The sequence below is a fragment of the Nocardia amamiensis genome, from assembly GCF_015477605.1.
Taxonomy (GTDB): Bacteria; Actinomycetota; Actinomycetes; order Mycobacteriales; family Mycobacteriaceae; genus Nocardia; species Nocardia amamiensis_A.
Genome location: NZ_JADLQX010000007.1, coordinates 199,641 through 217,082, shown reverse-complemented (window position 1 = coordinate 217,082; position 17,442 = coordinate 199,641). Strand labels below are relative to the sequence as shown.

Genomic DNA, 17,442 nt, shown 5'->3' with positions numbered 1-17,442 from the left:
GGTCGGGCCGCCCAAAGCTCCCTGCCTATGTCTGCGCTAGCTATGGTTCGATTCCCGTTGGGCCTCAGCTTCCCAAGCCAGGACTGCGTGGGGCGGCGTACCCGGTGGGTATCAGAGCCTGATGTCTACGCTGGAGTCCCTTCGGACGAAGTTGGGCCGGATATCCAGGTCGGGTGGGTCGTAGTAGCGGTGGAAGGTCGGGGTCAGGCCGGAGGATATCGGCGGATTGATCCAGGTCCAGTCGGTGGGGCAGGCGCGGCCTGCGGCCTCCTCGCGCCGGACGTGATCGCAGAACTGCTTGGCGACGGTGTGGTGGTCCACGATGTGGACGCCCGCCTTGCGGAAGCTGTGGAGCACCGCACGGTTGAGTTCGACCAGCGCCTGATCGCGCCACAGATTGCGCTCGGCCCTGGTGTCCAGGCACATCATCTCGGCGATCAGCGGCAGCATGTTGTAGCGATTGGCGTCGCTGAGGTTGCGTGCACCGATTTCCGCGCCCAGATACCAGCCGTTGAACGGCGCGAACGGGTAGGTCATGCCGCCGATCTCCAGGTTCATATCGGACACCGCTGGCAGCGCGTGCCAGCGTAGGCCGAGGCCGGCGAACCACTCGAATTCCGGATGCTCCAACTGCACCTCGCGAGCGAGTTCGGGCGGTATGTCGAACCAGCGTATCGGCTCGTCGGGCGTGCTGATGAGCAGCGGGAGGATGTCGAAAGGAGTTCCGGCCCCGCGCCATCCGAGCTTCATCGCGAATTCGGTGAGCGCGATGTTGGCCGCGTCGCCGGTGACCGTGCCGTCACCGTTGCGGTAGCCCGCGTAGCGGATGAGCTGCGGGCTGACGATGCGGAATTCGCGCCCGTCCGGCTGGCGCGGTGGGCCGACGGTGATCATCGACTGGATCGCTCCGCCGTTGGTGGCCATGTGCAGGTGCTGCCAGCAGACCTCGGCCAGATCGCGTGCCGATCGCACGCGGCGGGCGTCGAGCAATTTCAGCGAGCGCCAATGTTTCCGGCCCACGCAGCGAGCGTGATTGCGCCAAGCGAGTCTGGCTCCGATGAGGATCTCTTCGGCGGTCTGCAGATAGCCGCCGGTCTGTTCGAGCTGCTCCAGTGCGCTGCGGCGACGATGGGGAGACAGATGGGCCAGCTCGGGCAGCCGGAAGAACTCGTCGCACTCGCGCAGCCGGCGTTGCAGATCGGTGTGGAAAGGTTCGGTCTCCGGGTCGTTGTCGAGCGAAGACACAGGTGACACTGGATTCACGATTTTCTCCGGTCGGGCATAGGTGCTGTGGTGAAACAGACGGGTCGAGCAGAGAATTCGCGCGAGTGCACAGCCGGTGCCACCCATCCGGATGGACCGCGAAGTCGCGCGGAGCAGATTAAGCCACGAAATAGCTTCCGGCCGAAAACTGCTCGGATTACGCCGGGCCGATCCCGGCCATGACCGAGCGGACGGTTCGCTTACCGCGTCGAACAGCAGCGCGGTGACCTCGACACCGGTGGTGTGGATACGCGATCCCGCCCGTCCTGGTCAGATGCCCGGAAAAGGCCTGACGAACAGGGTACGGCCGGTGTGCTGGCGATGTGCCACGATTCGCTGGATTTGCTGGATCGATTGAACACGCGGCCCGGAATCGGCGCTGTCGAGTATCGTTGACATGATCTGCTTTTCGAGGATTCGAGGGGGTCGCTCGTGCGGAGCGTCATCGGGATGGCGGTCACCGTAGTCGCGCTGCACGTCGTCGGCTGGGGCACGCTTCTGCTCTTCGTGGCGCCCGGCCATTATCTGATTCAGGGATCGGTATTCGGCGTCGGACTCGGTGTGACCGCGTACACCCTCGGCATGCGGCACGCCTTCGACGCCGACCATATCGCCGCGATCGACAACACCACGCGAAAACTGGTGGCGGAGTATGGGAAACAGAATGCCCGAACCGTCGGTTTCTGGTTCGCGCTCGGCCATTCCACCGTGGTGTTCGTGCTCGTCGCGCTGCTCGCCTTCGGTGTACGTGCGCTCGCGGCCGACCTGGAGAACGAGGATTCGGCGCTGCAACGGTGGGCCGGTCTGTGGGGTACCAGCGTCTCGGGCACGTTCCTGATCCTGATCGGCCTGCTGAATCTGGCCTCACTGGTGGGGATCTGGCGGGTATTCCGGCAGATGCGCCGCGGCGAGGTCGACGAAGCGCACCTGGAGCGGGAGCTGGACAGCCGGGGGGTGCTGAACCGAGTGCTGCGTCCGGTGATCGGCTTGGTTCGCAAGCCGAGGCACATGTATCCGGTGGGTGTGCTGTTCGGTCTCGGCTTCGACACCGTCACGGAGGTCGGGCTCTTGGTCATCGCGGGTGGTGCGGCGGCGACCGGGCTGCCCTGGTACTCGATTCTCGTTCTGCCCGTGCTGTTCTCGGCGGGCATGGCGCTGTTCGACGCGCTGGACGGCTCGTTCATGAGCTTCGCCTACGACTGGGCCTTCGCCAAGCCGGTCCGCAAGATCTACTACAACCTGGTGATCACCGGACTGTCGGTCGCGATCGCACTGCTGATCGGCGGGCAGGAGATCGTCTCGATCTTCGCCGAGAAACTGGAGGTCGAATCGGGCGTCATCGGCTGGGTCGGGAACCTCGATCTGGGTGATCTCGGTTACATCATCGTGGGACTGTTCGTAATCACCTGGGCGGTCGCGATCGGTGTATGGCGGTTCGCCGGAGTGGAACGGCGCTGGCAGGCCGGCCTCGCCACGCGATGAGCGCGACGAACGGGCTTCGACACGGATATGGCCTACGGCGCACCCATGGTGGCTCTGGCAGGATGGTTCGCATGCTGTCTCGCCGCGGGGTGCGGCGTTGGGTTTCCAGCGCCCTGGCAAGCGCCGCACTTGTTTCGGGTGTGGTGGCGTTCGGCGCCCCGCAGGTGACGGCAGCCCCGGGTGCTGCTCCGCCGGTGAACACCGGCTCCTCGGACGGCCCCGGGCCGGCCGAGCCGACCAGTAAACAGCCCTCGACGCCCAAGATCGACCACATCGAACCGATCAACGACCGGTGGCTGCGGGTGTTCGTCGCGTCGCCGTCGATGAGCCGGGTGGTCGAGGTACAGGTACTGCTGCCGCGCGACCAGTCCCGCCCGCGCCCGACCATCTACATGCTCGACGGCCGCAGCGCGAGCCCCGAGAGCAACAACTGGACCGAGCTCGGGCACGCGGACCGCTTCTACGCGGACAAGGACGTCAACGTGGTGCTCACCGTCGGCGGGCCGGCCAGCTTCTACACCGACTGGCAGCAGCCCGACCCGGTGCTCGGCACCAACATGTGGGAGACGTTCCTCACCAAGGAGTTGCCCCCGCTCATCGACGCGAAGTTCGACGGCAACGGCACCAACGCGGTCATGGGCGTCTCGATGGGCGCAGAGGCCGCGATGATGCTCGCGTTCCGTCAGCCGAAGCTCTACACCGCGATCGCCGCGCACAGCGGCTGCTTCTCGATGGGCACCGATATCGGGCAGGCGCAGGCCCGCGCGGTGGTGGCCACCTACATGGGTGAGCCGGACAACATGTTCGGCAAACAGGACGATCCGGCGTGGCTGGCCCACGACGTCACCTTGCACGCGGACGCGTTGCGAGGCAAGACGATCTATCTGTCGGTGGGCAGCGGCCTGCCCGGCGTGCACGATGTGCCCGGCACCCCGAATGTCGACCTCGCCAGCGCCATCGGGTTCGGCGGCCCGCTGGAGGCCGCGACGAATGCCTGCACTCGACGACTCACCGACCGGCTTCGTTCGCTCGGCATCCCGGTCACCGCGCACTTCCGCGGCACCGGCACACACTCCTGGCCGTACTGGGCGGATGAGCTGGCGCTGTCCTGGCCGACGATCGCGGGTGCGATCGGCGTCCGCTAGCCGCCGAACCGGGACAGCGCCGCGGGCTCGGTGGCGAAGCCGAGGAACAAATCGTTCTCGTGCGGGTCGCCGACCGTGACCCGGACCCCGTCGGTGCCGTAGGGCCGTACCAGCACTCCCGCCGCCGCGCTCGCTTCACCGAACTCGGCGCTGCGCTCGCCCAGCGGCAACCAGACGAAGTTCGCCTGACTCGGCGGCACCGGATACCCGGCCGCCACCAGCGCATCGCGCATCCGTTCGCGCTCCGCGACCAGAATGTCGGTGCGATCCAGCAATTCGTGCCGTGCCTCCAGCGACGCGATCGCCGCCGCCTGCGCGAGCCGGTTGACGCTGAACGGGATGTGCACCTTCAGCAGCGCCGTGATCACGGCGGGATCGCCGACCGCGTAGCCGACCCGCAGGCCGGCGAGCCCGTAGGCCTTGGAGAAGGTGCGCAGCACAACCACATTGGGCCGGGTCCGGCCGAGCTCGACGCCGTCCGGATGATCGGCCAGCCGCAGGTATTCGTAGTAGGCCTCGTCCAGCACGACCAGCACGTGCGGCGGCACCGCGTCCAGGAACCGGACCAGTTCCGCCTTGCCGACGGCGGTGCCGGTGGGGTTGTTCGGGTTGCAGACGAAGATCAGCTTGGTTCGGTCGGTGACCGCCGCGGCCAACGCGTCCAGATCGTGCACCTGGTCGGCGGTGAGCGGGACCTGCACGGCGGTGGCGTTGCCGACCTTGGTCACGATCGGGTATGCCTCGAACGAGCGCCACGCGAACAGCACCTCGTCGGACGGCGACGCGCAGGTGATCTGCACCAGCTCCTGGCACAGGGCCACGCTGCCGCAGCCGACCGCCACGTTGTCGAATCCCACCCCGAGGAAGTCGGCCAGCGCCGCGCGCAACTCGGCCACCTGGTTGTCCGGATACCGGTTGGCCAACTCCGCCGCCTCGGCGATGGCCTTGGCGGCGGCGGGCAGCGGACCGAAGGTCGTCTCGTTGCTGGCCAACTTGACCGCGCCGGGATGGCTGCGGCCGGGGGTGTACGCCGGGATCGAATCGAGGTCCGGCCGGATCTGCGCTGTCACACTCCAACCCTAATCCGAGGCACAGATGACCCGGTCGGCGTACCGGAAATTCTCTGGGCTATAGGCCCTCACGTGCGATTTTCTACCGAAGAACCGCAACTCGCCCTACGCTGGTTTCATGTCGGGCACCTACGACGATATCGCCCCGCTACGGGGAAGCGACCAGGAAGACGAGCGACGACCGACTGCCCGTGGGCAGGTGCCCATCACCGTGGTGGAGCCCGAGGGCAATGCCCGCGGCGGGATCGTGGTGCTGCACGAGTCCAGGCAGACGACCGGCGCGCTGCGCGACCTGATGAACGCGTTGGCCGTGGAGGGCTGGACGGTAGTCGCGCCCGATCTCTTCCACCGGCTGGACGGCGAACCGGGCGCCGGAGTCTTCGGCGACGAGCTGTTCGACGACTTCGACGCCTGCTTCGACTGGCTCACCCGGCGCGGGGTGTTCCCCGACACCATCGGCGTGCTCGGTTTCGACTCCGCGGGAACGGCGGCGTTCCTGGTCGCGACCAACCGTCCGATCGGGGCCGCGGTGAGCGTCGCGGCACGCGGCATCGTCGAGCCGCTCACCGAGCAGGCCGACGCCCTGGTGCGGGCCGCTCCCAAGCTGCAGGCACCCTGGCTGGGCCTGTTCGGCGAAGACGACCCGGCCACCCCGCCTGCCGATGTCGAACAGCTGCGCGACGCGACCGCCCGCGCGGATGTCGCCAGCCTGGTGGTCACCTACCCCGGCCTGCATCACCGCGCCGACAGCCCCGGCGACGACGACACCGACGCTGCCGATTCGCAGACCAGAATCTTCGACTGGTTCGACAGCAACCTGCGCTGACCAGCCGTTTTGTGATCTGGACGGTAGCTCCTGTAACCTTTCTGCTCGGCGGTTCGAAAGGACCGGTGCCCTCGAAGAGAAGGCTCCAGGAGGCGTGCCAGAGCGGCCGAATGGGACTCACTGCTAATGAGTTGTCCCTTCACGGGGACCGGAGGTTCAAATCCTCTCGCCTCCGCCACACCCGGGAAACCGGGTACAACTGAATAACACCTGCGCCCGTAGCTCAACGGATAGAGCATCTGACTACGGATCAGAAGGTTAGGGGTTCGAATCCCTTCGGGCGCACATAGTAGAAGGCCCCTCCGGTACAAAACGGAGGGGCCTTCTCGCATTTCTGACGACACCATCTGACGACAATGTCACAACCGGGACGTGTTCTACGTGATGGCCACTCGCTGCGACCAGCAGTTGACCACGCGCGCCGACGAGCCGGTCGCCGAGTTCGGCGCGGCGTCCTGGCAGCGGTTGTCGACCGGTGCCGGCGCGCACGGGCCACGCGAATACGACTGGGCTCGCCGCCAGATCGACGGCACCTGAGCCTCCGGGCGCGACGCGGCCACCCACTCACCTGAGTGCAGTTGCAGTATTGGTCCGCGGAATTCAGGCACGCAGGGGGAGCCGTGGACGAGGAAGAACGCGAGAGATACAGCAAATATGTTGGGCGACAATGGTTTCGTGGACTACGTGCGCGCCAGCCCGGCGGCTGTACGGCCCTTGCTCCTCTCGGAGCGGTGGTGGCGGTCCTTCGACCGCTCTAGCGGGTTTTCGGAAGCGCATGGGCTACGCCGAGCGTGATGATCGCAGGACATCGATCCGAGGAGAGTTATGCGACGACATGCCGGGCGGGCCTTGCTGGCCGCCGCAGGGCTGCTCAATACCGCGCCTGCCATCGGAGCGGTCGCACCACAGGGAATGTACGCGGCCTACGGCATAGCCGCGGCAGACCGCGATCTCGAGGTGGTGCTGCGGCATCGGGCCGTGCTGTTCGCGGTCGTCGGTATCGGTTTGCTGCTGGCAATCCTGCGCCCCGCGCTGCGTCCGATCGCGGTGTGCGCGAACGCGATCAGCTTCGGCGGCTTTCTCGTCCTGGTGATCGTCGGAGGTCCGGTCGGCCCGGGATTGATGCGCGTCGCGGCATTCGACGTCGTGGGACTGGTTGCACTCGGCGTCGGAGTCGCGTGCCTGCGGGATGAGCGCGCTGTCGCGCAGGGTCGCTCGATTGCCGGGCGGCGATGAGAACCGCCATGTTGACCGGAGGACCGCACGCGGAAACTCCAAGACCGAGGCACTCGGAGCCTGCGACGTCATTTGGCCGGGGCTCCGGCCACCCGAGGCCGGGCGCATGCCAACCCGCTGCCGCTTGACATGGGGGATACGCCACCACCGCAGAACACCACACCGCGGTGCTCCCCACCGGACTTGGAAACACGGTTTAGTGGTTGATGACCGGAGGAATGCGTGATGACTTCTCCGCTGCCGAACGATCCGGACGTGCATCTGTCGGTGTTCCTGCACGGCGTGCGGTTGGACTTCGCCGCCTGCCTCACTGCCGCTTTGCTGTTCGTTCAAGAGCATTGGGAACGGCGCTACGTCGACGCCGTGAACCTACCCTCTGATGGCGCTGAGGGCTTGTTCGATAGAGAGCTCGTTGTGCCAACCCCGCCGGTGGCAGCCGGGCGCGATGCCTACTTCCACGCCGGAAGGGCGGGGAGGTTGCCGGTGAGGTCGGAGCCGGGGCTGCGGCCGAGAAGCCAGGCGGCCAGGGAGGATGCGGAGCCGGTGATGGTGTTGGTGGCGGGGGAGCGGCCGATGACGGCGGTGAAGTCGGTGTCGGTGGCGTGCAGGGTGAAGGGTTCGAGGGGGTTGTCGGCGGTGAGGCGGATCAGATCGCTGGCGGCTTGCGGGAGGATCCGGGCGACGAAGGAGGGGGGCCAGTCGGACGGGTGGTAGCCCGCGTTCAGGTCGACGTGGTGAATTTCCACCTCTTGCAGGCGCATCCAGGGGACTTCGGTCGCGGGGATGGGGCGGCCCTGGCGGGTGCGGACCTCTGCCTGCCAGGCAGTGTCCGATAGTGAGCGCGCCAGGCCGAGCCACCGGGTCGCGGCGGCCTCGTTGTCGGCCAGCTGCTCGGCGAGCGGACGAGGTGCTCCCGCCTCGATGTCGCTGTCGCGCAGGAAAGCGCTGGCGTACTGCGGGATCTCGATTCCCGTGTGGGCCCACAGCAACAGGTTGACCAGGCTGTCGGCATTGCGGGCCAGGTGGGCGAGAACATGGCCGCGGGTCCAGCCCGGCAGCAGGGACGGCTCGGTCACCGCGCTTTCGTCGAGTCCGCGGATGGTGTCCAGAAGGCGTGCGGTCGCCTCGGCGACGGTGTCGAGCTGCACGGGGGTCTGCGAAGCGGCGGCAGTCACGTTTCCGACCCTAGCGACAGCGAACCCCGCCCGCCGCGCACGACGGGCCTGGTTCGAGTGGAATCGGGCCAACCGGTGGCCACCGAGTCCGGTTGTACGTACCCGGGGTCCACCGACTATCGGGCAGAGACGGACCGGCCGATCCCGCGGCCTATCCGGCGACGATCGCGTCGGCCTCGATCTCCACCAGCAGCGCCGGGGTGATCAGGGCCTTGATCTCGTACATGGCCGTCGCGGGCCGGATATCGCCGAACACTTCGGCGTGCGCCTTGGCGACCTCGGGCCAGCGCGCGATGTCGGTGAGGAAGATGCGGGTGCGCACCACGTCGGCCAGGCTCGCGCCCGCCTCCGTCAACGCGGAATCGATGCGGCGCAGGGTTTCTCTGGTCTGCTCGCCGATGTCGTCGCCGCCGACGGCGGTGCCGCCGGGGGCCGAGGCGGTGGTCCCGCTGACCGCGACGACATTGCCGAGCCGGACCGCCCGCGAGTATCCGACGATGTCTTCGAACTCCGAACCGGAGGAGATGTTCACGCGATCACTCATGCGCGACAGCATCGCACGGGCCGCCGTCGTGGCCGCAAATCAGCTCGGCTCGGTCCACTCCCTGGCCTCCACGATCACCGCGGCGGCCAGTGCGAGCAACCACAGCGACATCGCGCCGACCTGGATGCGCTGGGCGATCCCGAGGGCGTAATTCCCGGGCAAATTGTCGGCGACCAGCATCCAGACCGTCGCCACCGCTCCGATCCCCAGCACGACCAGTCCGAATTCGCGCAGGATCCGCCAGCGCCGATAACGGAACGCGGCGAGGCTGAAGGCGAAGGCCGCGACCGCGATCGAGGTGACCGCCAGCGTGCTCGTCAGCGCATGCGGCTGATGCAGCTGCGGGAACAGCTCGCTGGGCCCGCCGCACCCGGCCTCGCCAGGGGTGCAGTCACGCAGCGGCAGCAGTACGTCGGCGATGGTCGACGCGCCGAAGCAGAACAGCGCCACCCAGCCGGTCGTGGTGAGCCTGCGGCGTGGGAACAGCAGCAAGCCCGCGATCGCGGCGGACATCAGCAGCGCCCCGCTGATCACGTCGGCGGTCGCGAAAACCAGCCGGTACGGCTTGCCCTCCGCGTCCAGTTCGCTGAGGAAGGAATCGACCGGGTCGAGCTCGATCTTCAGCACGAACTGGAGCACCCAGGACGAATAGCAGAGTCCCGCGAGCGCGATCGCCAGCGCGACCACCCACGGCACCGGTCGCACGCGCTGGTCGGCGGTCTTCGGGCCACGCGTCACGACATCATTGTGCTGCTTACCTCTCGCCCCCGACCTAGGCACGGGCCTTTACCACCCCGCACACAGCCTTCTGTCAGCTTCGCGGGGCACGCTGGACCGCAAGTGCAATTCGAGGAGGTCCCCATGCTCGGCTTCGCGACTGCCGCCGCCGGAATCGCGGTCATGGCGGTGATGGCGGTGTCCGGCTACCTGGCCGCACACGCTCCACGCTCACTCGTGCGGGTCCGTCACCGTTAACGAGCGCCGTCCGGCCAGTCCGTCGGCAGCCTGTCCTGCGCCGAGCGCCGAGGTAAGGGGCAGGCGGTTGGATGACCGTCGCCCCGTGGCGGGCGGTACGAAGGCGCGAGGTAACCGCAGAATGGATGGCCGGACGAGTCAGCCGCAGAATGGGCCCCGCCGTAGTGAAGGCCATCGGCAGACCTGCGCCGGGACTAGAGGCGGTCTAACCCGACTGCAGCGCCGCCTGCACGCGGTCGGCCGCGCTTACCGCGTCCTCGTGCTCCCATACACGGACGACCTGCCAGCCCGCCGCGATCAGTGCCGCGTCCGTGGCGCGGTCCCGTGCCACGTTCCCGGCCAGCTTGGCGGCCCACCATTCCGCGTTGTTCTTCGGGTCGGTGGCGTGCTGTGGACAGCGGTGCCAGAAGCAGCCGTCCACGTAGACCGCGACCCGCCGGCGCGGAAACACCAGATCGGCGCGGCGGCGCTGTCCGCGGATCGGTGCTCGATCGACGAAAAAGCGCAGTCCGCGCCGGTGCAGCTCCCGGCGTAGCGCGAGTTCCGGATCGGTTCCGGTGCGCCGCTGGCGCGCCATCCGCGCGCTGGTGGCCGCGTCCGTTTCGGGCCGCCGGGTCATGCCGCCCAGCCGCCCATCCGGTCGAGGTGGCTTTCCACGTCGGCGAGGAAACCGGGTGGAAAACGCAGGCTGCCCATGCTGGTTCGGCGCAGAAACCCCGCGGTGGCGCGGGCGGAGAGCAGTCGCGCGTCGGTGAGGAAGTGGGTCAGGTCCTCGTAGGGCTCGTGCACCGGCCAGGTGGACACGGGCACCCGATAAGCCGCGCCGGCGCGTCCCCACGCGGCCACCGGCCACGGCGTGCCCGGCGCCAGCGGCTGATCGCCGGGTACCGGGTCCAGCGGCGCGGCCAGCCGCGACCCGACCCAGGCCGCCATCCGCACGCTCACCGCGTTGCCGACCAGTTTCCAGCGATGCCCCTTCCGCACACCGGGCACATCGGTCGCCGGTGCGGTCCAGCCGGGATCGAATCCCTGCAGGCGTTCGGCGTCGGCGATGCCTGGCGTGACGATCTCGCCGGACGGCAGCCGCACCGCGGGCGGGCTCGCGATACCGAGCGCCGATCCACCCTTCAGCGTCGGCACCGCGTTGACCGCCCAGCCCAGCCCGCGCACTCCCTCGGTCCAGTAGAAGCCGCACGGATCGAGCGCGGGATCGCCGATCGTGCGCGGACCGGCGTCCTCGCCGAACAGCACCCGGCGCGGGTCTTCGGTGCGTGAGGCCAGCATCAGCACTCGTTGCCGCCGCTGCGGCAATCCGAACGCGCGCGCGTCCACCACCCGGTAAGCCCAGGTGTAACCGAGTTCGTCGAGCGCGCCGGTGATGTGCCGCATCGCCGCGCCTCGGCCGAGCTGCAGCATGAACGGCACGTTCTCGATCAGCAGCCAGCGCGGACCGCGTTTGCGGCGCACCAGCCGGAACACCTCGTCGACCAGACCCGATCGGGTGCCGGTGATGCCGGCGGTGCGTCCGGCCTGAGAGAGGTCCTGGCACGGGAATCCCGCCGCGACCAGCTCCGTTCCCGCCGGGATGGCGCGCAGGCGGGTGATGTCGGAATGCAGTGACACATCGGGGAAGCGAGCCGCGAGCACGCCTCGAGCGCCGGGCTCGATCTCGCACAGCAGTTCGGTGTGCCAGCCGTGCCTGCCGAGACCGAGCTCGAGTCCGCCGATTCCGGCGAACAGCCCGACCATCCGCGCGCCCGTCAACGACCTTCCCTTTCTCGCGTCCACACCGGCCGCCGCCCGCGCGTCCAGTGCCCGGGAGCAGGGTACTCGAGTCGTCCGAGGCGATCGACGAACATCGCGACCAACGCGGAGGGCACCTGGTACGGTCCGCGTGTCACGCAGTGCTATCGGTGCGCTTGTTTCCAATAATCACAGGAGCGGTCGCGCGATGTCGTGATGATCGATCGTTCCGCCTGCGCTCCAGTGCCATGCGCGCGGGCCGCCGCACGATCCTGGTGGCGCGCTCGCGCAGTGCTTTTGCTCGACGACGTTCCTCAAGCGACGCTAGGGAAAGTGAGCGAACATGCAGACTGCTTCCACCAAGAACGGGAATTTCCGCCCTGTCGTGGTCACCAGTCTCGCGGCGACCACGTCCATCGCCGGCGACGTGGACTCCACGTGGAAGGGTCTGCTCAATGGTGAGAGCGGCATCGACCTCCTGGACGACGGCTTCGTCGACCAGTTCGAGCTGCCGGTGCGGATCGGCGGTCATCTGAAGGTCACGCCCGCCATGTGCCTCGGCAAAGGCGAGACGCACGGGCTGTCCTATGTGGAGCAGATGGCGATCGCGCTCGCTCGTGAGGTCTGGCGCAACGCTGGGAGCCCGGAGGTGGACAAGAACCGTCTCGGCGTGTCCATCGGCACCGGCCTCGGCGGCGCCGAGGCGATCATCGCCGCGCGGGACAAGCTGAACAACGGCGGCTACCGCAAGATTTCGCCGTACGCCGTGCAGGCGGCGATGCCGAACGGCGCAGCGGCGTGCGCGGCGCTGGAGATCGGAGCGCGCGCCGGTGTGTCGACGACGGTATCGGCGTGCGCGTCGGGCTCGGAGGCCATCGCCAACGCCTGGAAGATGATCGTCATGGGTGAGGCCGACATGGTGCTCACCGGCGGGGTGGAGGGCTCGATCCAGGCCCTCGCGGTCGCGGCGTTCACGATGATGCGCGCCATGAGCACCCGCAACGACGAACCCAAGCGCGCGTCGCGACCGTTCGACGCCGACCGCGACGGCTTCGTATTCGGCGAGGCAGGCGCGTTGCTGGTGCTGGAGACCGAAGAGCACGCCAAGGCGCGCGGTGCGACGATCCACGCACGACTGCTCGGCGCGGGCATCACCTCCGACGGCTTCCATCTCGTCGCGCCTGATCCCGAGGGCTCCGGAGCGGCGCGCGCGATAACGCGGTCGCTACAGACGGCCGGTCTGACCCGAGCCGACATCACGCACGTCAACGCGCACGCGACGGGCACGCCGGTGGGCGACACGGCGGAGGCGCGCGCGATCAACAAGGCCGTCGGCAACCACCCGTCGGTCTACGCGCCGAAATCCGCCCTCGGCCATTCCATCGGCGCGGTGGGCGCGCTCGAATCGGTGATCACCGTGCTGAGCCTGCGTGACGCGATCGTGCCGCCCACGCTGAACCTGGACAACCAGGACCCCGACGTGGATCTGGATGTCGTCTGCGGCCAATCCCGGCCCGGCCGTATCGATTACGCCGTGAACAACTCCTTCGGCTTCGGCGGGCACAACGTCGCGCTCGCCTTCGGCCGATACTGACCGCGGGTGGCCGGGACACCTGCTAGCCTTCCCGACGCTTCGTTATCGACCTGTGTTCGGTGTCATTGCACGGCCTGAGCGCCTGTGCGTTGGAAAAGGATAAGGCGATGATCGACGAAACCTTCGACGACTATCTGGATGATCAGGGCAATATCAAAATCAGGGGGGACAAGACCCTGATCGACTTCGTCGACAAGCACTGCACGGAGAACGGCGACGACCTCGCCTACCGCTACATCGACTACTCCCGCGAACGCGACGGTGAATACCTCGAACTCACCTGGCGCCAGTTCGGTGTGCGGCTTCGCGCGGTGGCGGCCCGGTTGCAGCAGGTGACGCGGCCGGGCGACCGGGTGGCGATTCTCGCTCCGCAAGGGCTCGACTACGTCGTCTCGCTTTTCGCCGCGGTGTACGCCGGCAATATCGCGGTTCCACTGTTCGATCCGGAGGAGCAGGGCCACACCGACCGGCTGCACGCGGTACTGGGCGACTGCACGCCCGCCGTGATCCTCACCGTTGGTCCCGCGGCGGGCGGTGTGCGGAAATTCTTTCGTCATCTACCGGCGCCGGAGCGTCCGCGCATCATCGCGGTGGAGGCGATCCCGGACGGCGTCGGCGCGTCCTGGGTGCGGCCGGATATCAACATCGACAGCGTCGCGTACCTGCAGTACACCTCGGGGTCGACCCGGACGCCCGCCGGCGTGGAGATCACCCACCGGGCGGTGGGCACGAACCTGTTGCAGATGATCGACGCCATCGGCGTGACCGAGCATTCGCGCGGGGTCACCTGGTTGCCGCTGTTCCACGACATGGGCCTGCTGTGCGTGATCCTGCCGACCGTCGGCGGCGGGTTCATCACGATCATGTCGCCGAGCGCGTTCGTGCGCCGCCCCTATCGCTGGATCAAGGAACTGGCCGCGGCGTCCGACGGCGCCGGGACTTTCGCCGCCGCCCCGAATTTCGCGTTCGAGCACGCGGCGGCGCGCGGGAAGCCGAAGCCGGGCGAGAAATTGGATCTGTCCAACGTGATCGGGTTGATCAACGGTAGCGAGCCGGTGTCGGTTTCGTCGATGAAGAAATTCAACGAGGCGTTCGCGCCGTACGGGCTGCCGGAGACGGCGATCAAACCGTGCTACGGCATGGCCGAGGCGACGCTGTTCGTGTCGGCGACCAAGGCCGAGGACAAGGCGAAGGCCGTCTACGTCGACCGCGCCGAGCTGAGCGCCGGGCGGATGACCGAGGTAGCGCCGGATGCCGACAACGCAATCGCCCAGGTGTCCTGCGGTTACGTCGCGCTGTCGCAGTGGGCGGTGATCGTCGATCCGGAGCACGGCACCGAGCGAGGTGACGGCGAGATCGGCGAGATCTGGCTGCACGGGGAGAACATGGGCACCGGATACTGGGGCCGTCCCGAGGAGACCGAGGCCGTCTTCCGCGCCAAGCTGGCGGCACGGCTGCCGGAGGGCAGTCATGCGCAGGGCACGCCGCAGGACGGAAACTGGATGCGCACAGGCGATCTCGGCGCCTATCTCGATGGCGAGCTGTACGTCACCGGCCGGGTGAAGGATCTGGTCATCGTGGACGGACGCAACCACTACCCGCAGGATCTGGAGTTCTCCGCCCAGGAATCGAGCCAGGCGTTGCGCCCCGGCTTCGTGGCGGCGTTCTCGGTCCCGGCCAACGAATTGCCCGCGCTGGTCTTCGAGCAGGACAGTCACTCCGGACTGACGTTCGACGCCGAGGACACCTCCGAGCAATTGGTGATCGTCGCCGAACGCAATACCGGCGCGGGCAAGCTGGAGCCCGAGCCGGTCGCCGACACCGTGCGCGCCGCGATCGCGCGACGCCACGGCGTCACGGTGCGCGACGTACTGCTGGTGCCCGCGGGTTCGATCCCACGCACGTCCAGCGGCAAGATCGCGCGCCGCGCCTGCCGCGCGGCCTACCTGGAGGGCACGCTGCGTGGCGGCCATCAGCAGCAGGCGTTCCCGGACGCGCCGCAGGAGTGGGAGTCCGAATCCGTGGTCGTCGTATAGGAGGCGCGGCGGCGAGGCAGCCGCCTAGATCCGGATTTCGGTGTGGTACTCGAATTCCCGGATGTCGGCGCCCACGATCTGGGCGGCGAGGTCGCTCGATGGGCCCGTGCCGCGGAATCGCTCCATAGCGGCGCGGGTCGCCCAGCGCTCGTAGACGTTGACTCGATCGGGCTCGATCAGATCCGCGCCGAGATCGAAGTCCAGGCATCCTTCCGCGGCGCGCGCCAGCCGCACCACCTCGCGGCAGTTGCCCAGGTAGTGGTCGCGATCGGTGACGCGCAGATATCCGGCGACGATGAGCACGCTACCGAGTCTAGATCCCCCTGCCTTGACCTCGAGGTAACTCGAGGTTGTTGGCTCGGTGGATGAGCCACGATCTCCCCGCGACCGCGTCATCCAGCGGGGATGCGCGGCCGCAGGCAGCGGAACGGCCGGAAAATCGGTTGGCCGACGCACGCTCCGGTGCGACCCTGAGATGTCGGACCTCGATGCGAGCATCACCGAGGGGCCCGTTCCGCGCCAGTCATATACCACGAGGGGGAGTTTTGTCTGTCGCAGTGGATATTTCATCGGCCGAACCGGAGGCGGACAGACCGGAGCGGTCGCCCGCCGCGGGCCGCGGACATTCGCTGCGGCGGTTCTGGCCGTACCTGCGCCCGCACGTCGGGATGCTGCTCGCCGCGAGCGGTCTCGCGATGGTCGCGAACCTGACGTCCATCGTGATTCCGCTGATGATCGCGCGGATCGTCGACGGCCCGGTCGCGCAGCGCGATCTGCTGGGCGCTATCGGTCCGGTGGCCGTCGTCTTGGTGCTCGGTCTGGCGGAGGCGGTCGGCGTGTGGGGCCGCCGCTGGCTGATCGCCGCGCCGGCCACGCGCTTCGAAATCAGCTTGCGTGCCAAGATCTTCCGCCAGTTGCAGGCACTGTCCATCGGCAGGCACGACGCGTGGGAGTCGGGTCAGCTGCTGTCGCGTGCGGTGGACGACCTGTCCACCATGCGGCGTTTCGTGTCCTTCGCGGGCCCGTTCCTTCTCGTCCACACCGTGATCATCCCGATCGGGCTCGTCACGCTGGTCGCGCTGAGCTGGCAGATCGGCCTGATCTTCGCGATCGTGTCGATCCCGTTGGTGGTCATCTGCCTTCGCTTCGAGCGCCGGTACTCGGTGGCCTCGCGGCGTTCGCAGGATCAGGCCGGTGACCTGGCCACCACGGCCGAGGAGTCGGCGCAGGGCGTGCGGGTGCTGAAGGCGTTCGGCCGCGGTGTGTTCTTCGGCCGCCGGTTCACCGCCCAAGCGCGTGAGCTGCGGCAGACCGAGATGCTGAAAGTGCGATTGGACGCGACGCTGTGGTCGGGCATGGTGAGCCTGCCGCAGTTGGCCATCGCGTTCGCGCTCGGCTACGGCGGCTACGCGGTCGTGCACGGCACGATGACACTGGGCACCCTGGTCGCGGGCATCACGCTGGCGACTTTCCTGCAGTGGCCGATCATTTGGACCGGCTTCCTGCTCGCCGAGTTGAACGACGCGCGCACCGCCGCCGACCGGTATTGGGAGATCATCGACACTCCGATCGATATCACCGACCCGGCCGAGCCGGTCGACCTGCCGGAGCGCATCGTAGGCGAATTGCGTTTGAGGGGAGTGCATTTTGCCTTCCCGGACGCGGAAAATGCGGTGCTGGAGGATGTTTCGCTGAAGGTGCGTCCCGGTGAGACGGTGGCATTGGTCGGCGCGACAGGCAGCGGGAAGACGGCGCTGCTCAACCTGATTCCGCGCCTGTACGACGTAACCGGTGGCGCGATCACCATCGACGGCATCGACATCGCGACGATGCGGGTCGCGGACCTGCGCTCGCTGGTATCGGTGGCGTTCGAGGACCCGGTGCTGTTCTCGGCGAGCGTGCGGGAGAACGTCGCGCTCGGCGATCCGTCCGCCACCGACGCCGATGTGCGCCGCGCACTGGAGGTCGCCCAGGCGACCGAATTCGTGGACAACCTGCCCTGGGGATTGGACACCAGGATCGGCGAACAGGGCCTGAGTCTGTCCGGCGGTCAGCGCCAGCGACTCGCGCTGGCCCGCGCGGTGCTCACCGGCGCAGGAAAGCGCAGCCGGATCATGGTGCTCGACGACCCGCTGTCCGCGCTGGACGTGGAGACCGAGGAGCGGGTGCAGGCGCGGCTGCGCACCGTGCTGGCCGACGCGACGACGTTGCTGGTCGCGCACCGTCCGTCCACTGCGGCGCTGGCCGATCGGGTGGCGGTGCTCGCCGACGGCCGGATCGTCGCCGAGGGAACCCACGACCAGCTGCTGCGGACCAGCAAGAGGTACCGAGAACTGATGGGAGGTGAGTAGCC

Annotated in this window: 15 protein-coding genes, 2 tRNA genes and 1 pseudogene; 10 read left to right on the top strand and 8 right to left on the bottom strand. The window is 68.0% G+C overall.

Annotated features, from left to right (window positions below):
• Positions 1–111: 111 nt before the first annotated feature.
• The gene (locus IU459_RS12360) at positions 112–1,245 is read right to left on the bottom strand and encodes a nitric oxide synthase oxygenase (protein WP_324198841.1); all 1,134 of its coding nucleotides are present in this window, start codon (positions 1,243–1,245) and stop codon (positions 112–114) included.
• Between the two features lie 468 nt (positions 1,246–1,713).
• On the opposite strand from IU459_RS12360, the gene IU459_RS12355 reads away from it, so the two are divergent.
• Together IU459_RS12355 and IU459_RS12350 are read left to right on the top strand one after the other, a co-directional pair.
• The gene (locus IU459_RS12355) at positions 1,714–2,745 is read left to right on the top strand and encodes a HoxN/HupN/NixA family nickel/cobalt transporter (RefSeq protein WP_195129634.1); all 1,032 of its coding nucleotides are present in this window, start codon (positions 1,714–1,716) and stop codon (positions 2,743–2,745) included.
• Positions 2,746–2,816: 71 nt separating this feature from the next.
• On the top strand, positions 2,817–3,890 hold the full coding sequence (locus IU459_RS12350; protein ID WP_195129633.1) for an alpha/beta hydrolase: 1,074 nt from the start codon (positions 2,817–2,819) through the stop codon (positions 3,888–3,890).
• Here IU459_RS12350 and hisC read toward each other — a convergent pair.
• Positions 3,887–4,960, bottom strand: coding sequence for a histidinol-phosphate transaminase (hisC, locus tag IU459_RS12345; RefSeq protein ID WP_195129632.1), 1,074 nt, complete (start codon positions 4,958–4,960; stop codon positions 3,887–3,889). The genes IU459_RS12350 and hisC overlap by 4 nt on opposite strands.
• Positions 4,961–5,078: 118 nt before the next feature.
• On the opposite strand from hisC, the gene IU459_RS12340 reads away from it, so the two are divergent.
• The 5 genes and pseudogenes from IU459_RS12340 to IU459_RS12320 all read left to right on the top strand — a co-directional run bounded on the left by IU459_RS12340 (position 5,079) and on the right by IU459_RS12320 (position 7,022).
• Positions 5,079–5,786 carry a dienelactone hydrolase family protein gene (locus IU459_RS12340; protein ID WP_195129631.1) on the top strand — a complete coding sequence of 236 codons (708 nt, stop codon included), beginning with the start codon at positions 5,079–5,081 and terminating at the stop codon, positions 5,784–5,786.
• 88 nt (positions 5,787–5,874) lie between these two features.
• A tRNA-Ser gene (locus IU459_RS12335) sits at positions 5,875–5,964 on the top strand.
• Positions 5,965–5,998: 34 nt separating this feature from the next.
• Positions 5,999–6,071, top strand: a tRNA-Arg gene (locus IU459_RS12330).
• A 78-nt stretch (positions 6,072–6,149) separates the two neighbouring features.
• Positions 6,150–6,320: pseudogene (locus IU459_RS12325) on the top strand (IS701 family transposase); the annotation flags it as partial.
• 291 nt (positions 6,321–6,611) lie between these two features.
• Positions 6,612–7,022, top strand: a complete 411-nt coding sequence (locus IU459_RS12320; protein WP_195129629.1) for a hypothetical protein — start codon at positions 6,612–6,614, stop codon at positions 7,020–7,022.
• Positions 7,023–7,471: 449 nt separating this feature from the next.
• Here IU459_RS12320 and IU459_RS12315 read toward each other — a convergent pair whose 3' ends face one another.
• The 5 genes from IU459_RS12315 to IU459_RS12295 all read right to left on the bottom strand — a co-directional run bounded on the left by IU459_RS12315 (position 7,472) and on the right by IU459_RS12295 (position 11,465).
• Positions 7,472–8,197, bottom strand: a complete 726-nt coding sequence (locus tag IU459_RS12315) for a maleylpyruvate isomerase family mycothiol-dependent enzyme (protein WP_195129628.1) — start codon at positions 8,195–8,197, stop codon at positions 7,472–7,474.
• 151 nt (positions 8,198–8,348) lie between these two features.
• Entirely contained in the window at positions 8,349–8,741 is a 393-nt protein-coding gene (locus IU459_RS12310; RefSeq protein ID WP_195129627.1) for a RidA family protein, read from the bottom strand.
• A 39-nt stretch (positions 8,742–8,780) separates the two neighbouring features.
• The gene (locus IU459_RS12305) at positions 8,781–9,479 is read right to left on the bottom strand and encodes a DUF998 domain-containing protein (RefSeq protein WP_195129626.1); all 699 of its coding nucleotides are present in this window, start codon (positions 9,477–9,479) and stop codon (positions 8,781–8,783) included.
• Between the two features lie 442 nt (positions 9,480–9,921).
• Positions 9,922–10,335, bottom strand: a complete 414-nt coding sequence (locus tag IU459_RS12300; protein ID WP_195129625.1) for a very short patch repair endonuclease — start codon at positions 10,333–10,335, stop codon at positions 9,922–9,924.
• On the bottom strand, positions 10,332–11,465 hold the full coding sequence (locus IU459_RS12295) for a DNA cytosine methyltransferase (RefSeq protein WP_195129707.1): 1,134 nt from the start codon (positions 11,463–11,465) through the stop codon (positions 10,332–10,334). The genes IU459_RS12300 and IU459_RS12295 overlap by 4 nt, the downstream gene beginning before the upstream one ends.
• 337 nt (positions 11,466–11,802) lie before the next feature.
• Here IU459_RS12295 and IU459_RS12290 point away from each other — a divergent pair, with 337 nt between their 5' ends.
• Together IU459_RS12290 and fadD32 are read left to right on the top strand one after the other, a co-directional pair.
• A complete protein-coding gene (locus IU459_RS12290; RefSeq protein ID WP_195129624.1) occupies positions 11,803–13,053 on the top strand; it encodes a KasA/KasB family beta-ketoacyl-ACP synthase in 1,251 nt (416 codons plus the stop codon).
• A gap of 107 nt (positions 13,054–13,160) precedes the next feature.
• Entirely contained in the window at positions 13,161–15,089 is a 1,929-nt protein-coding gene (fadD32, locus tag IU459_RS12285; protein WP_228837773.1) for a long-chain-fatty-acid--AMP ligase FadD32, read from the top strand.
• A gap of 24 nt (positions 15,090–15,113) precedes the next feature.
• Here the strand turns inward: fadD32 and IU459_RS12280 are convergent, their stop codons facing one another.
• Positions 15,114–15,392 carry a putative quinol monooxygenase gene (locus IU459_RS12280; RefSeq protein WP_195129623.1) on the bottom strand — a complete coding sequence of 93 codons (279 nt, stop codon included), beginning with the start codon at positions 15,390–15,392 and terminating at the stop codon, positions 15,114–15,116.
• A gap of 185 nt (positions 15,393–15,577) precedes the next feature.
• On the opposite strand from IU459_RS12280, the gene IU459_RS12275 reads away from it, so the two are divergent.
• Positions 15,578–17,440 carry an ABC transporter ATP-binding protein gene (locus tag IU459_RS12275; RefSeq protein WP_195129622.1) on the top strand — a complete coding sequence of 621 codons (1,863 nt, stop codon included), beginning with the start codon at positions 15,578–15,580 and terminating at the stop codon, positions 17,438–17,440.
• Positions 17,441–17,442 lie beyond the last annotated feature (2 nt).

Excerpts from the sequence above, each read along its gene's own strand:
- IU459_RS12355 (WP_195129634.1), top strand. The coding sequence starts at position 1,714 with ATGGCGGTCACCGTAGTCGCGCTGCACGTCGTCGGCTGGGGCACGCTT.
- IU459_RS12350 (WP_195129633.1), top strand. The coding sequence starts at position 2,817 with ATGCTGTCTCGCCGCGGGGTGCGGCGTTGGGTTTCCAGCGCCCTGGCA.
- IU459_RS12340 (WP_195129631.1), top strand. The coding sequence starts at position 5,079 with ATGTCGGGCACCTACGACGATATCGCCCCGCTACGGGGAAGCGACCAG.
- IU459_RS12320 (WP_195129629.1), top strand. The coding sequence starts at position 6,612 with ATGCGACGACATGCCGGGCGGGCCTTGCTGGCCGCCGCAGGGCTGCTC.
- IU459_RS12310 (WP_195129627.1), bottom strand. The coding sequence starts at position 8,741 with ATGAGTGATCGCGTGAACATCTCCTCCGGTTCGGAGTTCGAAGACATC.
- IU459_RS12300 (WP_195129625.1), bottom strand. The coding sequence starts at position 10,335 with ATGACCCGGCGGCCCGAAACGGACGCGGCCACCAGCGCGCGGATGGCG.
- IU459_RS12295 (WP_195129707.1), bottom strand. The coding sequence starts at position 11,465 with ATGGTCGGGCTGTTCGCCGGAATCGGCGGACTCGAGCTCGGTCTCGGC.
- IU459_RS12290 (WP_195129624.1), top strand. The coding sequence starts at position 11,803 with ATGCAGACTGCTTCCACCAAGAACGGGAATTTCCGCCCTGTCGTGGTC.
- fadD32 (WP_228837773.1), top strand. The coding sequence starts at position 13,161 with ATGATCGACGAAACCTTCGACGACTATCTGGATGATCAGGGCAATATC.
- IU459_RS12275 (WP_195129622.1), top strand. The coding sequence starts at position 15,578 with ATGCGAGCATCACCGAGGGGCCCGTTCCGCGCCAGTCATATACCACGA.